The sequence below is a fragment of the Sphingomonas naphthae genome, assembly GCF_028607085.1.
GTDB classification, from domain to species: Bacteria; Pseudomonadota; Alphaproteobacteria; order Sphingomonadales; family Sphingomonadaceae; genus Sphingomonas_Q; species Sphingomonas_Q naphthae.
The window spans coordinates 2,537,562-2,552,236 of record NZ_CP117411.1 but is presented as its reverse complement, the minus strand read 5'-3'; the positions used below and the strand labels follow the sequence as shown (position 1 = coordinate 2,552,236).

Annotated in this window: 14 protein-coding genes; 9 read left to right on the top strand and 5 right to left on the bottom strand. The window is 70.0% G+C overall.

Features of this window, described 5'->3' with window-relative positions; all coding sequences use genetic code 11:
* Positions 1–48 precede the first annotated feature (48 nt).
* From PQ455_RS12305 to PQ455_RS12265, 9 genes are all read left to right on the top strand, one after another.
* Positions 49–570 carry a TRAP transporter small permease subunit gene (locus PQ455_RS12305; RefSeq protein ID WP_273686379.1) on the top strand — a complete coding sequence of 174 codons (522 nt, stop codon included), beginning with the start codon at positions 49–51 and terminating at the stop codon, positions 568–570.
* On the top strand, positions 567–1,871 hold the full coding sequence (locus PQ455_RS12300) for a TRAP transporter large permease (RefSeq protein WP_273686378.1): 1,305 nt from the start codon (positions 567–569) through the stop codon (positions 1,869–1,871). The genes PQ455_RS12305 and PQ455_RS12300 overlap by 4 nt, the downstream gene beginning before the upstream one ends.
* The gene (gene dctP, locus PQ455_RS12295; protein WP_273686377.1) at positions 1,868–2,941 is read left to right on the top strand and encodes a TRAP transporter substrate-binding protein DctP; all 1,074 of its coding nucleotides are present in this window, start codon (positions 1,868–1,870) and stop codon (positions 2,939–2,941) included. Before PQ455_RS12300 ends, dctP begins: the two co-directional genes overlap by 4 nt.
* Entirely contained in the window at positions 2,941–4,194 is a 1,254-nt protein-coding gene (locus PQ455_RS12290; RefSeq protein ID WP_273686376.1) for a CaiB/BaiF CoA transferase family protein, read from the top strand. The genes dctP and PQ455_RS12290 overlap by 1 nt, the downstream gene beginning before the upstream one ends.
* The gene (locus PQ455_RS12285; protein ID WP_273686375.1) at positions 4,194–6,344 is read left to right on the top strand and encodes a 2-hydroxyacyl-CoA dehydratase family protein; all 2,151 of its coding nucleotides are present in this window, start codon (positions 4,194–4,196) and stop codon (positions 6,342–6,344) included. The genes PQ455_RS12290 and PQ455_RS12285 overlap by 1 nt, the downstream gene beginning before the upstream one ends.
* Entirely contained in the window at positions 6,341–7,531 is a 1,191-nt protein-coding gene (locus tag PQ455_RS12280; protein ID WP_273686374.1) for a CaiB/BaiF CoA transferase family protein, read from the top strand. Before PQ455_RS12285 ends, PQ455_RS12280 begins: the two co-directional genes overlap by 4 nt.
* Positions 7,528–8,712, top strand: a complete 1,185-nt coding sequence (locus PQ455_RS12275; RefSeq protein ID WP_273686373.1) for a CaiB/BaiF CoA transferase family protein — start codon at positions 7,528–7,530, stop codon at positions 8,710–8,712. The genes PQ455_RS12280 and PQ455_RS12275 overlap by 4 nt, the downstream gene beginning before the upstream one ends.
* Position 8,713: 1 nt before the next feature.
* Positions 8,714–9,826: a CapA family protein gene (locus PQ455_RS12270; protein WP_273686371.1), complete on the top strand. Its 1,113-nt coding sequence runs from the start codon at positions 8,714–8,716 to the stop codon at positions 9,824–9,826.
* A 173-nt stretch (positions 9,827–9,999) separates the two neighbouring features.
* The gene (locus tag PQ455_RS12265) at positions 10,000–10,683 is read left to right on the top strand and encodes a PAS domain-containing protein (protein WP_273686370.1); all 684 of its coding nucleotides are present in this window, start codon (positions 10,000–10,002) and stop codon (positions 10,681–10,683) included.
* Between the two features lie 100 nt (positions 10,684–10,783).
* Here the strand turns inward: PQ455_RS12265 and rpsI are convergent, their stop codons facing one another.
* From rpsI to PQ455_RS12240, 5 genes are all read right to left on the bottom strand, one after another.
* On the bottom strand, positions 10,784–11,335 hold the full coding sequence (rpsI, locus tag PQ455_RS12260) for a 30S ribosomal protein S9 (protein WP_273686369.1): 552 nt from the start codon (positions 11,333–11,335) through the stop codon (positions 10,784–10,786).
* Positions 11,335–11,814: a 50S ribosomal protein L13 gene (rplM, locus tag PQ455_RS12255; protein WP_273686368.1), complete on the bottom strand. Its 480-nt coding sequence runs from the start codon at positions 11,812–11,814 to the stop codon at positions 11,335–11,337. Before rplM ends, rpsI begins: the two co-directional genes overlap by 1 nt.
* A 156-nt stretch (positions 11,815–11,970) precedes the next feature.
* Complete coding sequence (locus PQ455_RS12250) at positions 11,971–12,810, bottom strand: hypothetical protein (protein ID WP_273686367.1); 840 nt, start codon at positions 12,808–12,810, stop codon at positions 11,971–11,973.
* 1 nt (position 12,811) lies between these two features.
* On the bottom strand, positions 12,812–13,837 hold the full coding sequence (locus tag PQ455_RS12245) for a COX15/CtaA family protein (RefSeq protein WP_273686366.1): 1,026 nt from the start codon (positions 13,835–13,837) through the stop codon (positions 12,812–12,814).
* A 169-nt stretch (positions 13,838–14,006) separates the two neighbouring features.
* On the bottom strand, positions 14,007–14,555 hold the full coding sequence (locus PQ455_RS12240; RefSeq protein ID WP_273686365.1) for a hypothetical protein: 549 nt from the start codon (positions 14,553–14,555) through the stop codon (positions 14,007–14,009).
* Positions 14,556–14,675 lie beyond the last annotated feature (120 nt).

Below are 14,675 nucleotides of genomic sequence, written 5' to 3'. Positions count from 1 at the left end.
TAATGTGGAGATTGGACGCGGTGGCGAAAATCGACGTTGGCGGCCGTCATGCTTGATGCCGACGCCCTCCCCGAATCATCGGCCGACCCCAGCGAGGTCGATCCGCCGCCTGAAAAGGCGGGCTGGCTCGGCCGCGCGGTCTTCTTCGTCGGCTCGGCCGGCCTGCTCGGCGCGACCGCGACCGACGCGCTCGCCGTCCTCGGCCGCCACACCGGCTTTACCCTGCTGGGCTCGATCGAGGTGGTGCAGCTCGCCGTGGTGCTGATCGCATCCGCCGCGATGGTGTCGGCCACGCTCCAGCGCGCCCACGCCTCGGTCCATATCTTCACCGAGCGGATGAAGCCGGCGACGGCCGACGCCTTCGCCCGCTTCGCCTCCGTCCTGTGCGCGGCGCTGTTCCTGCTGGCGGTGGTCGGTTCGCTTATCGTGCTGGCCGATCTGTGGGCGGGGCATGAGCGCACCGAATTGCTCGGCCTGCCGCTCCGCTGGTTCCGCCTGCTGTGGATCGCCACCGCGCTCACGGTCGCCGGCCTCTTCATCCGCCAGATATTCGCAAGGCGCGCCGCATGAGCCCCGAACTGATCGGCGTCCTCGGGATCGTCGCCCTCCTCGTCCTCCTCTCGATCGGCACGCCGATCGGGGTGGGGCTGGGGCTCGTCGGCCTTGCCGGCCTCGCCCTCCTCATCACCCCCGAAGCGGCCGTCGTGAAGATCGGCGTCGTCTCCTTCGAGACGATCTCGCGCTACGAACTGGGCGTGCTGCCGCTGTTCCTGCTGATGGCGCACCTCTGCTTCGCGGCCGGCGCGAGTCGCGACTTCTTCGCCGCCGCCGCGCGATTCCTCGGCCATCGGCGCGGCGGGCTGGCGCTCGCCTCGATCGGCGGCTGCGCGGGCTTCGGCGCGATCAGCGGATCGAGCCTCGCCACCGTCGCCACGATCAGCTCGGTCGCGCTGCCGGAGATGCGCCGCGCGGGCTATGCCCCCGGCTTCGCCACCGGCGCGCTGGCGGCGGGCGGCACGCTGGGGTCGCTGGTGCCACCCTCGGGCGCGCTGATCGTATTCGGCATCATCGCCGAACAATCGATCGGCAAGCTGTTCGCCGCGTCGATCCTTCCCGGCGCGACCCAGGCACTCTTCTACATGGCGACCATCTGGTTCCTGTGCTGGCGCAACCCCGCGCTCGGCCCGCGCACCGAGCGCGCGCCGTGGCGCGAGCGGCTGCCGGCGCTGCGCCGCATCGCCGATGTACTGCTGCTGATCCTGTTCGTGATCGGCGGGCTGATGATCGGCTGGTTCACGCCGACCGAGGCCGCCTCCGTGGGCGTGGTCGGCGCGCTGATCCTCTGGGCGTTCCGTGGCGGCTTCACCCGCGCCGCCTTCGCCGGGGCACTGGCCAGCACGCTGCGCACCGCCGGCATGATCTATGTCGTCATCATCGGCGCGATCCTGTTCGCCACCTTCGTCAGCGTGAGCGGCATCGCCGATCAGCTGTCCCGGCTGGTGCTGGAGGTCCACGCCAGCCCGACGCTCGCGATCGTGGTGATGGCGCTGGTGCTGCTGTTGCTGGGATCGGTGCTGGACGGTCTCGCGCTGATGCTGCTGACCACGCCGATCTTCCTGCCGATCGCCGAAAGCCTCGGCCTCAGCCCGATCTGGTTCGGCATCTTCCTGGTCCGCACGATGGAGATCGGCTTCGTCCATCCGCCGCTCGGCCTCAACGTCTACGTCATCCACGCGATGGCCAAGGACATTCCGTTGGGCACGATCTTCAAGGGGATCATTCCCTTCCTGATCGCCGATTTCATCCACCTCGCTCTGCTGATCGCCGTCCCGGCGCTGGCATTGTGGCTGCCGGGGGTGCTGGGCGCATGAGCCGCTTCCGTTCGATCCTCGCGCTCGCCGCGCTGGCCGGCCTCGCCGCCTGCGGCAAGCCCGCCCCGCCGGCGGGGGCGCCGATCACGCTGACCTACGCCAGCTCCTATCCGCCCGGTCACCCGTTCAGCCGCGCCGACATCGCCTGGATGAAGGCGGTGGAGGCGGAGAGTGGCGGCCGGCTGCGCTTCCGGCCCTTCTGGGGTGGCGCGCTCCTCTCGGCCGACCAGAGCATGACCGAGGTGCGCCACGGCGTCGCCGATATCGGCCTCATCACGCCGATCTACGCCAAGGGCGGGGCGCATATGCTGCGTGCCCAGTCGGGCTTCTACGGCGGGGTGCGCTCGATCGGCGATCAGGTCGCGATCTACGACTGCCTCGCCGCCCGCTTCCCGCAGTTCGGCAAGGAATTGGCGGGCCTCCACGTGCTCGCGGTGCAGGGCGGCAACTTCCCCGGCGTGCTGACCCGCAACCGCCCGATCCGCCACCTCGCGGATTTCAGGGGGCTGCGCCTGCGCGCGCAGGCCGATGCGATCGACGTGCTGAAGCAGCTGGGCGCCGATCCGGTCAACATGCCGATGGGCGAAGTCTATTCGGCGCTGGCCAAGGGCGTGATCGACGGCGTGGTGGCCCCGGCCGACACGATCCGCTCGCTGCATTTCTCCGAAGTCGCCAGCTACTTCACGCCGATCCGCTTCAGCCGGGGCGCCTATCCGGCGCGCGCCATGTCCGATCATGCCTGGCGCCGGCTGACGCCCGATCTCCAGGCGCTGGTGATGCGCTCGCGCAAGCTGTGGGAGGCCGAACTGGGCTCCGAGCTGCTCAAGGCGGAGAAGGCCGGCATCGATTTCGGCAAGGAACAGGGGATGCGTTTCTCGCCCTTCCCCGCGTCCGAGCAGGCCCGCTTCGACGCTCTCTACAATCAGGACGCCCGCGATCAGGCGATGCGCCTCCGCGGCATCGGGCTGGATGGCCTGCCCGTGCTGAACGAGGCGCAGGCGCTGATCGCCCGCACCGGCACCAGCGGCACCGTCCGCTGCGAGGCCGATACCACGACAGGGATCAAGTGATGACCGACGAGACCATCCAGCCGCCTCGCCCGCTCGAAGGGCTTCGCGTGATCGACCTCACCCGCGCGCTGGCGGGGCCTTATGCCACCTTGCTGCTGGCGGGCCTCGGCGCCGAGGTCATCAAGGTGGAGGATCCGCGCGGCGGCGATCTGGCGCGCGAGAACAGCCCTTATGTCGGCCGCGACGGCGTGGTGGTCGAGCGCCAGCATGACGACGACGTCTCGATCTCGCACCTGACGCGCGCGCGCGGGAAGTATGGCGTGTCGCTCAACCTGAAGAGCCCCGAGGCCGCCGGCATCTTCGCCGATCTGGTGCGCGATGCCGATATCGTGGTCGAGAATTTCTCGGCGGGCGTCGCCGATCGGCTGGGCGTGGGCTATGCGGCGGCGCGCGCGGTCAATCCGCGCATCGTCTATTGCTCGCTGTCGGGCTTCGGCGCCGACGCGCCCGAAGGCGGCAAGGCGATGGACGTCATCATCCAGGCGCTGTCGGGGGCGATGTACACCAGCGGCGAGCCGGGCCACCCGCCCGTCCGCTTCGGCGTGCCGATCGCCGACATGCTGGCCCCGGTCTTCTCGGTGATCGGCATCCTCGCCGCGATCGAGCAGCGCCACCGCACCGGCGTCGGCCAGCATGTCGACGTGTCGATGCTGGGCGCGCTCACCTCCTTCGTCGCGATCGAGAATTGGTCGGCGATGGCGGCGGCGGGGATGGAGTCGCGGACGGGCCTGACCGTACAGCGCCTGTCGCCCTTCGGCGTGTTCGCCTGCGCGGACGGCTATGTCGCGCTGGTCGCGGTGCATGAGAAATTGGCGCAGGGCCTGTTCCGCGCCATGGGCCAGCCCGAGCTGGGCCAGAACCCGCGCTTCAGCGGCCGCGACGTGCGCGTCGCCAACGCCAACGATCTGGAAGCGCGGATCAACGCCTGGTCGCAGACCCTGCCCACCGCCGAGGTCGTGCGGTTGCTGGAGGCCGAGGGCGTGCCCGTCGCCCCCGTCCGCCACCCGGAGGACGCACTGGTCGATCCGCGCGTGATGGCGCGCGGCGAGACGATGTCGGTGGCGCACCCGACCTACAGTTCGACGGTCGATCTGCGCACGTCGGGCGTGCCGATCAAATTCTCCGGCGCGCGCATCGGGTTCGACGAGGCGCTGGCGATCCGCGTCGGCGAGCATAACCAGGACGTCTACGGCCGGCTGATGGGCTATGCGCCCGAGGAGATCGCCGCGCTGACGGCGCGGGGCGCGATCTGATGGCGGAGGGGCGCCGCCCGATCTTCACGCTTGGGTGCGATGTTCCGGCCGCCATGCTGCGCGCGGCCGGCTTCGATCCGGTGGACATGGATGGCGGTCCCCCCATCCCGACCCCGCTGGCCGACCGGCTGATGGGCGCCAAGGGCCTCGGCCCGCGCGGGCGGCGGTTGCTGGAGCGGATACTGGCACCGGCGGACGCGAGCGTGCCGATCCTCATCACCAATGCCGATACCGAGCAGTTCCAGCTCTTTGCCACGATCCGCGAACTGGCGCGGCTGGGCGAGGCGAGCCCGCCGCCGATCCACTTCATCGATCTGTGCCACCAGCAGCGGGAATCCTCGGCGGCGTACAACCGGCACCGGTTGGCGCAGTTGCGCGACTGGCTGGTGTCGCTGGGCGGCGAGCCCGCCGAACCCATCGCCAACACGCCGATCACGGCGGATGCCGTGACGGCAGGCGAGGGGCTGCGCCTCTTCCTCGCCGGCACACCCCGCGCGCTACCCGCCATGGCCGATCTGCTGGCGGCGGCGGGCTTCACCGTCGCCGGCACCGATGCGGCCTGCGCCGATGGCCGCCCGCCCGCCGCGACCCCGCCCGAGGATGTCGCCCGCCGCATCGCCGCCGCCGTCGCCCGCGCCGGCGCGAGCCATGTGGTCCACCTCTCCGGCCATGGCGACGAGATCGCCCCGTGGGACATCGCCGCGCTCCGCCGCGCGCTGCCGGCCGATATCCTGCTGCTGACCGAGCGGATCGACGCCAGCGGCCAGCCGCCCTTCGATCTGCTCGACCGCCTCGCCGGGCGCCCACCCGCTGAAAAGCCCGCGCGCGCGCCCAAGGCACCGCCGCCCAAGCCCTCCGCCCGCTCGACCCGCAGCCGCAAGAGCCTGAACTCGGTGGCCGATTTCGGCACCTACCAGCGCGAATGGTTCGCCGGCATCCGCGATCGCGTGGCCAAGGGCGAACCCTTCGCCATGACCAACGCCAACGCGCCGCAGGAAATCCTCCGCGCGCTCGATATCCCGTTCGTCGTCAATCAATGGTGGGCTTCGATCGTCGCCGCCAAGCAGCAGTCGCGCCGCTACCTGGGGCTGCTGCGCGCCCACGATTTCCCCGGCGATGTCGAGCCCTATAGCGCGCAGGGCCTCGCCGCCGCGTTCGACGAGGATGCGGACAACGCCCCCTGGGGCGGCCTGCCGCGCCCCGATTTCGTCCACGCCATCACCTCCAGCGACCCGACGGCCAAGATTTTCTGGAACTGGGCGCAAGCGACCGGCGCCGCGCCCTATCTCTACGAGCGCACCACCGATGCCCGCTGGGATATCGCGACCACTTGGTGGGAGGCGCTGCCCGAACGGTGGGACGAGGTGCTGGAGGCCGAGCGGATCGACCTGCTCGCCACCGAAATCCGCGAGGTGATCGCCCAACTGGAGGCCGCCACCGGCCGAACCTTCTCGATGGAGCGGTTCGTCGAGGTGATGGACCTCGTCAACGAGCAGGAGGAATATTACCGCCGCACCCGCGACCTGATCGCGCGCACCGTGCCGGCGCCGATCGGCATCGTCGACAGCATGCCCGCCACGATGGTCCCGCAATGGCATCGCGGCACCGAATGGGCACGCGACGCGGCCAGGGCTTTCTACGAGGAAGTCGCCGCACGGGTCGCCGAAGGGGCCGCCGCCGTGCCGGGCGAGAAGGTCCGGCTGATGTGGGTCGGGCGCGGTCTGTGGAGCGACATGGGCTTCTACCAGAATTGGGAGGAGAGCCATGGCGCGGTGTTCGTCTGGTCGATGTACCTGGGGCTGGCGGCGGACGGCTATATCCGCCGCTTCGATCGCGGCCGCGATCCGATCCGGGCGCTGGCCGCGCGCTTCCTGACGATGGGCGACGAGCTGCGCATGCCGAGCTGGGCCGCGCCGTGGCATGTGCATGAGGCACGGACGCACGGCGTCGACGGCGCGGTGGCGCTGGCCGACGCCGATCCCTTCGTGCTGCGCGCGCTGGAGGCGGCGGGCATCCCGGTGCTCGACATCGGCATGGACAATTTCAACGCCGAGGGCAGCGACGCCGCCGAGATCGAGGCGCGCATCGCCGCCTTCATCGAAGGGCCGGCCGGCGAAAAGGCCGCGCTCCGCCGGGAGCAGGCGGCATGACGGCCGCGCTCGAAGGTTGTCGCATCGTCGATTTCTCGCGCTTCCTGCCGGGCGCCTACGTCAGCTGGATCGCGGGCGATCTGGGTGCCGACGTGGTGCGCATCGAGCATCCGCGCGAACTGGCTAAGCAGGCGGCGATGTTCGGCGAGGATAGCGACTCGGCCGCGCAGCTCCGCCGCCGCGCCCGCCCGACCTACACCCGCAACAAGCGCAGCCTGCTCATCAACCCCGGCAACGCCGCCGCGCGCGGGGTGCTACACCGGCTGATCGCCGAGGCGGACATTCTCATCGAGGATTACCGCCCCGGCGTGATGGCGGCGATGGGCTATGGTTTTGCCGAGATGGCGGCGCTCAACCCGCGCCTGATCTATTGCTCGGTCTCCTTCGCCGGGCAGACCGGCCCCCATGCCGAGCGCGCCGGGCACGACCCCGCAGCCCTCGCGCTGGCGGGCGCTCTGTCACGGCTCAACGGTTTGCCGCGCCCGACGATGCCGGGGCTTCAGGTGGCCGACGTGCTGGCGGGCGCCCATGCCACGATCGCCACCTTCGCAGCACTTCAGGCGCGCGAGCGGACGGGGCAGGGGCAGCATGTCGATGTCGCCATGTCGGACGCTTCGATGCCGCTGCTGATGGTCACGCTCGGCCGGGTGCAGGATCCCACCACCCTGCCGCCGCCCGACGGCGCTTGGCACCCCAAGGGTGGCGTGTGGGAATGCGCCGGCGGCGACTTTATCTGCACCACCGATATGGAGCCGGCCTATTGGTCGCGCTTCTGCACCGCCATCGGCCGCCCCGATTTCGAGCCGCTGCGCACCCGCCCGGACACCCATGCGGCGATGGGCGAGGAACTGGCCGCCCTGTTCCGCACCCGCCCGCGCGCGGGGTGGATCACCTTGTTCCGCGAGGCCGACACGCAGGCCATGCCAATCCTCTCGATCGGAGAGGCGATGGACGATCCGCACAATATCGCGCGCGGCATGAGCGTGGACGTGCCCCTGCCCGACGCGGCCGGCAGCGTCCGCCAGATCGGCACGCCCTTCCATCTCTCCGCCACCCCACCGGTCGCGCCGCGGCCCGCCGGCCTGCCCGGCGCCGACACACAGGCGATCCTCGCCGGCCTCGGCTTCGATGTCGCCGCGCTGGAGGCTGCCGGCGCCTTCTCCGCTCAACGGGAGCCCCGCGCATGACCCCTCTCGCGGGCATCCGCGTGGTCGATTTCAGCCACGCCATCTCCGGCCCGACCTGCACCCAGATGCTGGCCCAGCTCGGCGCCGAGGTCATCAAGATCGAGCCGCCGAGGGTGGGCGACGCCTTCCGCCATTATACCGAACATGCCGGCCTGCCGCTGATGAGCATCCCCTTCGCCGCGATCAACGCCGGCAAGCGATCTCTCACCGCCGATCTCAAGAGCGAGGAGGGGCGCGAAATCGTGTGGAAGCTGATCGACCGCGCCGACGTGCTGGTCGAGAATTTCCGCCCCGGCGTGCTGGAGCGGCTCGGCTTCGGCCGCGCCGCGCTCGATGCGCGCAAACCCGGTCTCGTCTCGGTCTCGGTCAGCGGCTTCGGCCAGACCGGGCCGCTGCGCGACTGGGGCGCCTACGATCATATCGCGCAGGCCATGTCGGGCCTGTCGATGCTCAATGCCGAGGGCGATGGCCCGCGCAAGCTGGGCATGCCGATCGTCGACAGTTTCAGCGGCTATCTGGCGGTGATCGCGGTGCTGGCGGCGCTGCGCTCGCGCGATGCCACGGGGAAGGGCGAGCATGTCGATGTCGCGATGCTCGATGCCGCGCTGAAGCTGGTCGCCACCAGCGTGACGATCCATTCGCACACCGGCGAAGTGCCCAAGGGCACCGGCAATCGCGGCTACCGGCTGGTCGCCACCGCCGAATTCTACCCCACCGGCGACGGCTGGATCGCGCTCGGCGCCAACCAGCAGCATCATGTCGAGGCGCTGCTCCGGGTGCTGGGCCATCCCGAGCTGATCGCCGATCCGCGCTTCGCCGATCATGCGGCGCGCGTGCGCCATTATGATGCGGTGCGCGCCTGGCTGGTCGAGGTGCTGGCCGGCGAGACCGCCGCCGATCTCGAACCGCGCCTGACGGCGGCGGGCGTGCCGGCGGCGATGATCCGCGACATCGGCCAGATCGCCGTCCACCCCCAGCTCGCGGCGCGTGGGCTGTTGCAGGAGGCGATCCTGCCGGGCTTCGACGCGCCCCTGGCGGTCGTCGGGCCGGGTTTCGCGGTCGATCGGCCGGCCGCGCCGCCCGTCGTGCCCACCCTGGGCGGTGATACCGATGCGGTGCTGGCGGAACTCGGCTACGATGCCGGTGCCATCGCCCGGCTCCGCGCGGCGGGGAGCATCTGACATGGCCACGCTCGACCTCGCCTTCCTCGGCGACATCATCCTCGACGTGCCCGATCCCGATCACTGGATCGGCGGCATCGCCCCCGCCACCCGCGCCGCCGACGTGACCATCGGCCATCTCGAAGTGCCGCACACCAATCGGGGGCAGGAACTGGAGGGGGACGTGCCCGCCCCCGGCGCCAATCCCGATCATCTCGACGCGCTCGCCCGCGCCGGCATCGATGCCGTGTCGATGGCGGGCAACCATATCGCCGATTGCGGCGCCATCGGCATCGCCGACACGCGCGAGCGGCTCGACCGGCTGGGCATCGCTTATAACGGCGCGGGCGCGAGCCTCGCCGAAGCGAGCGTGCCGGCCTTTATCGAGCGGGGCGGCAGGCGGATCGCGCTGCTCAGCTACAATTGCGTCGGTCCCGAGATCAGCTGGGCCAGCGATACGCGGGCCGGCTCCACCTATGTCGCGGTGCGCGCGGTCGATGGCGGGCCGAGCCGCCCGCAGGCGGAGCTGGACGAGATCGACCCCGCCTCGCTCGCCGCGATGCAGGCCGCCATCGCCGAGGCGCGGGCGCAGGCCGACATTCTCGTCGTGGCGCTCCACAAGGGTATCACCCACCGCCCGGCCGCGCTCGCCCCCTATGAGCGCCCGCTGGCCTTCGCCGCGATCGACGCGGGCGCGGATATCGTCGTCGGCCACCACGCCCATATCGCGCGCGGCATCGAATTCCATCGCGGCAGGCCGATCTTCCACGGGCTCGGCAACGGCGTGGTCGTCACCCACGCCCTCAGCCCCGCGCAGGACCATCCCGCCCGCGCCGAATGGGCCGAGCGGCGCAAGCGCATGTTCGGTTTCGAGCCCGATCCCGCCTACACGCTGGCGCCCTTCCACCCGGAGGCGGTCAACGGCCTGATCGGTCGCGTTCGCGTCGCCGAGGACGGCACGCTGGAGGCCGGCTTCACCCCCATCTGGAGCGAACCCCCCGGCCGCCCCATCCTCGCCACCGGCGCGCTGGCGCAGGACGTGGGGGCCTATGTCGACGCGATCGGCATCAAGGCCGGGCTCGCCCCGCTGACCATGCGCTGGGCGGGCGACCGCTTTCTCCTTGGCCAGCGCTGAGGTATCGGCGACACAGTCGCCGGCATTCGCCGAGGCGATGGATACCGGTCGCCTTCTCGATTGTTGAACTGCCTAATAAACCGGGCTTAGGATCGCGCACGCGTTGCCGGGCGCGAAAGTCCGATCCGGCGCGTAACGACCGGGACCGCAGTGCGAGCAGGAGGAGCGCCGTCATGACGGGTCATGTGCTCATCGATGCATCCGGCAGGCTGGTCAGCCTGGACGAAGGATTCTGCGCCATCATGCAGGCGCCGTGCGATAGCCTGCTGGGTCGCCCCGTGGCCGACATCACCGCGCCGGCCGATCGCGAGGAATGCGACATCGCGATCCAGCGACTGATCCAGCACGGCACGCCGTTCGTTATCTCCAAGCGCTTCATCCGGGATGACGGGTCGCTGGTGTGGGTGCGCAACACGGTGTCTATCTCTGTGCCGAGCGCCGGCCCGCCGCTCATCATCGCTACGATCGAGCCCCTGAAGGCGCCGCGCGACGATCGCTCGCCCGGCGTGCTGCTGGAATGCGCCCAGCGCATCATCCGCCACCGCAGAATGCGCACCCTGATCGCCGATGGTGGCCTGTTCTCCGATCCGGCATGGGACATCACCCTGCTGGCTTACGTCACCGAAGCGAGCGGGCGTGCCCTCGACGTGGGGGCCATTTCCGAGGATCAGGGTCTATCGCCGCGCCTCGCCGCCGGCTGGATCACGGCGCTGGTGCACCACCGCGTGCTGGAACTGGAACTGGGCCACGACCCCTACGCCAACAAGAGCTATCGCCTGACGACCGCCGCGCACGACCGGCTGGAGCAATATCTGCGCGGCGTGCAGGATAATCAGTGGGTCCGTGTCGCCGCCTGAGCGGCTTGATGTGCGCTGGGTTGAGACAGGCAGCCCCCCAAACGGAAAAAGGGCGGCCCCTCGCGGGACCGCCCTTTCCTGAACCGAGGTTCCTGAAGGCTTAGCGCTTCGAGAACTGGAAGCTGCGGCGTGCCTTGGCGCGGCCGTACTTCTTGCGCTCGACGGCGCGGCTGTCGCGGGTGAGGAAGCCGGCGGCCTTCACCGGCGCGCGCAGCACCGGCTCATACTTGGTCAGCGCCTGGCTGATGCCGTGCTTGACCGCGCCGGCCTGGCCCGAAAGGCCACCGCCCTTGACGGTGCAGATCACGTCATACTGGCCATCACGCTCGGCGACGCCGAACGGCTGGTTGATGACGAGGCGCAACGTGGGGCGCGCGAAATAGACTTCCTGATCGCGACCGTTGATCGTGATCTTGCCGGTGCCCGGCTTCAGCCAGACGCGGGCGACCGCGTCCTTGCGGCGGCCGGTGGCATAGGCGCGGCCCTGCGCGTCGATTTCCTGCTCGCGCAGCGGCGTGGTCGGCTGGGTCGGCACGAAGGCTTCGACGCCCTCGTCCTGGGTGTAGCCGGCGGCGGGCGCCTGCGCGGCGACCGGCGCTTCCTGGCCGGTGAGCGACGCGAGGTCGGTGAGGGACTGGCGATTGTCGGACATTATGCGCCCACCTTGTTCTTGCGGTTCATCGCCGCAACGTCGAGGATCTCGGGGTTCTGGCTGGCATGGGCATGCTCGGTGCCGGCGAAGACGCGCAGGTTGCGCATCTGCTGGCGGCCCAGCGGGCCACGCGGGATCATGCGCTCAACGGCCTTCTCCAGAACACGCTCCGGAAAGCGGCCCTCGAGCACCTTGGCGGCGGTGACGCCCTTGATGCCGCCGGCATAGCCGGTGTGCTTGTAATAGACCTTCTGGCCCAGCTTGCGGCCGGTGAAGCGCACCTTGTCGGCATTGATGACGATGACATTGTCACCGCAATCGATGTTCGGGGTGAAGCTCGGCTTGTGCTTGCCGCGCAGGATGTTGGCGATGATCGATGCGACGCGACCCACGACGAGGCCGTCGGCGTCGATCAGGTGCCACTTCTTTTCCACCGTCGATGGCGTCGCCACCTTGGTGGTCTTCATGAGAGCTTTCATGGGACCGAACCTGTGTTTGAAACGAATCGCGCCGCCCCTTTTCGAGGAGCGGCGTCGTTGGGCGGCCAAATGCGGATCGATCCCCTACAAGTCAAGCAAAACCGCGCCTTTCGCGAGTGGTATGATGATACCATAAGCCTGCTGGGGGCATCGCGATCAGGGGATTTGTGCCGTTTCTTCCGTCATTTCCACCGATCGGCCGGGCAGGCCGATGGTCGTCACGATGCGCTGGCGGACCAGCATCCCCGTCGTGCGCGAAGCGGCGGCACTGATCCGCTGGCGCATCGTCGGCCGTGCCGGGGCGGCGCCGGCCGCCTTCGCGGCGCTGCCGAGCGCGGCGGAATCCTCGGCCAGATCAAAATCGTAGAGCGCGGTGCCGTCCGGCCCGGCGGCGCGGCGCACGGTGCCGCTGGTCGCCAGCTTCGTGCCGAGCGGCGACGGGCGGATCGCCGCATAGGGCGCGGTCTCCCCATCCTTCAGCGCCGGTAGCGCGCGGGCGAGGAAGGGTTCGATCGTCTCGGCCAGCCGCGCCTCGCGATCGGCGGGCGGCAGGCCGGTCTGCTGGGCGACGAAGGCGCGGAACTGCGACAGGAACGGCTCGGGCGTCTTGCGCTTCTCCATGTCGGCCAGGACGGCGGCGAAGGAGGCGGCGATGCGGCCCCACGTCCTTTCCGCATCCAGCACTGCCACCACTTGCCCACGCGGATCGAGGTCGATCCGCACCGGCACATGCAGGAACGGCGTCATGCCCACCAGGAAGGTGCCGCGCACCGGCTCGTGCGCGTCGCTCGACATGGCGGTCAAGGTCAGCGTCGCGCGCCAATGGCCGCCGGGCAGCGGGGCGAAGGCGAGGCTGCGCTCCATGGTGAAGTGGATCGGCCCGGCCGCCGCCGCGCGGGTCTGCACCGTGCGGTAGCGCAGCAGCTTGGGCGGCGCGAAGGGCAGGCCGGCCACCACCGGCGCCGGCGTCACGATCGCGGGCGGCGTCGCCTGCACGTCAGGCCGTGCGCCGGCCGAGACCGTGGGCGGCCCACACCGTCGCCGCGAGCAGCAGGCTGCCGACCGCCTGATGCGCCACACCCAGCACGATCTCGACATGGCTGAGCAGCGCCGCGATGCCGAGCGCGATCTGCGCCGCGGTGAGCGTCAGGATCGCGTGCGCCGGCCCCCTCACCCCCGCCCGCTGCGCGCGCAGCGCCAGCACCACCAGCATCGCGGCGGCGAGCCAGGCGAACCAGCGATGGACGAACTGCACCACGATCGGATTGCTGCCGAGATTGCCGAGCGTCGTCATGGCGTCGTTCCAGCCGCCGGCCGGGAAGATCGCGCCATCCATCAGCGGCCAGCTGTTGAACGAGAAGCCCGCGTCGAGTCCGGCGACGAACGCGCCCAGCATCAATTGCACCGCCAGCACCGCCAAGGCGAGGATCGAAAAACCCGTCAGCCGCGCCGTGCGGCCCCGCCACAGCAGGTCGAGCGCCGTCCAGATCAGCCCGGCGAAGATGAACAATGCGCACAGCAGATGGGTGGCGAGGCGGAAGTGGCTCACGTCGGGCCGGTCGACCAGACCCGAGGCGACCATCCACCAGCCGACCGCCCCCTGCAATCCGCCGAGCGCCAGCAGCGCGACGAGGCGCGGGCCATAATCGCGCGGGATCGCCCGCCGCCACCAGAACCACAGCAGAGGCAACGCGAACACCAGCCCGATCGTCCGCCCGATCAGCCGGTGGAGATATTCCCAGAAGAAGATATTCTTGAACTCGGCCAACGCCATGCCCCGGTTGATCTTCTGATACTCGGGCGTCGCCTGATAGGCGGCGAATTCGGCGTTCCACTGCGCCTCATTCAGCGGCGGCACCGCGCCCGAGATCGGCTCCCACCGGGTCATCGACAGGCCCGATTCGGTCAGCCGCGTGATGCCGCCCACCACCACCATCGCGAACACGAACAGGGCGCAGACGAACAGCCAGCGCGCGATGGCGCGCGGCCGGGGCGACGGGGCGGCGGGACGGGAAAAAGCCATGGACGCGCCCATGCGCCGGGCACGGCGGCGGATCAAGGTTTGCGAAACACTACGTCATCCCGGCGAAGGCCGGGATCTCAGGAGGTAGAGCGTAACAACCGGGGAGCCACCGCGCCGTCGCCCCCGGCCTCCCGAGGCCCCGGCCTGCGCCGGGGCGACGGGCACCTCTTCAGTTCGCCAGCGTGACGTCCACCTTTTCCACCCATTCCGGGTAGAAGCACGGCTCCCGGTTCGACCAGCCCGGCGCGGTCGCCGCGGCTTCGCTGATCGACTGGAGCAGGCCGCGCCGCTTTTCCGGGTGGAGGTGCGGCAGAGCGGCGGCGGCGCAGAAGGCGCCCGGCAGCCACGGCCGCACCGAGGCGCCGATCAGCCTTTCGTAGAGGAAACGGTAGGAAGCGAAGCTCGACAGGCGATCCTGCCCCAGATCGAAAGCCGAGACCGTCACCAGCGGGGCGAAGAAGGGCTCGACCGAATCCAGCCCGCTATCGTCGGGCACGCGGCGGCGGATATGATCGAGCCGGCCGTAGATGCGCGCCTGCGCCTTGATGCTGGCGCTCTCGATCACGTCGCGCGACCAGCAGGCCAGCGCATCCTTGCGATCGAGCCCGATATCGAGCGAGCGGCGGATATATCGCTGGGTGCCCGCCGGGAAACCGGCGAATTCCTTCATTTCGGAAAGGGCCATCGTGCCGTCTGCCGGTCTTGCCTTCGCGCTCATGTCCGCACCCCCTGTGCCACAGGAATGCGATCCTAAGCCGGTAAGGTTTCCGGCTGCTTAACCGCACCCGATTTGCGATGAGCCGAACGAAGCATGGTTCGTGCTGCAATGCAACAGTGG

Excerpts from the sequence above, each read along its gene's own strand:
- PQ455_RS12270 (WP_273686371.1), top strand. The coding sequence starts at position 8,714 with ATGGCCACGCTCGACCTCGCCTTCCTCGGCGACATCATCCTCGACGTG.
- PQ455_RS12290 (WP_273686376.1), top strand. The coding sequence starts at position 2,941 with ATGACCGACGAGACCATCCAGCCGCCTCGCCCGCTCGAAGGGCTTCGC.
- PQ455_RS12265 (WP_273686370.1), top strand. The coding sequence starts at position 10,000 with ATGACGGGTCATGTGCTCATCGATGCATCCGGCAGGCTGGTCAGCCTG.
- PQ455_RS12300 (WP_273686378.1), top strand. The coding sequence starts at position 567 with ATGAGCCCCGAACTGATCGGCGTCCTCGGGATCGTCGCCCTCCTCGTC.
- PQ455_RS12305 (WP_273686379.1), top strand. The coding sequence starts at position 49 with ATGCTTGATGCCGACGCCCTCCCCGAATCATCGGCCGACCCCAGCGAG.
- PQ455_RS12240 (WP_273686365.1), bottom strand. The coding sequence starts at position 14,555 with ATGAGCGCGAAGGCAAGACCGGCAGACGGCACGATGGCCCTTTCCGAA.
- PQ455_RS12275 (WP_273686373.1), top strand. The coding sequence starts at position 7,528 with ATGACCCCTCTCGCGGGCATCCGCGTGGTCGATTTCAGCCACGCCATC.
- dctP (WP_273686377.1), top strand. The coding sequence starts at position 1,868 with ATGAGCCGCTTCCGTTCGATCCTCGCGCTCGCCGCGCTGGCCGGCCTC.
- PQ455_RS12285 (WP_273686375.1), top strand. The coding sequence starts at position 4,194 with ATGGCGGAGGGGCGCCGCCCGATCTTCACGCTTGGGTGCGATGTTCCG.
- rplM (WP_273686368.1), bottom strand. The coding sequence starts at position 11,814 with ATGAAAGCTCTCATGAAGACCACCAAGGTGGCGACGCCATCGACGGTG.
- PQ455_RS12280 (WP_273686374.1), top strand. The coding sequence starts at position 6,341 with ATGACGGCCGCGCTCGAAGGTTGTCGCATCGTCGATTTCTCGCGCTTC.
- rpsI (WP_273686369.1), bottom strand. The coding sequence starts at position 11,335 with ATGTCCGACAATCGCCAGTCCCTCACCGACCTCGCGTCGCTCACCGGC.
- PQ455_RS12245 (WP_273686366.1), bottom strand. The coding sequence starts at position 13,837 with ATGGCTTTTTCCCGTCCCGCCGCCCCGTCGCCCCGGCCGCGCGCCATC.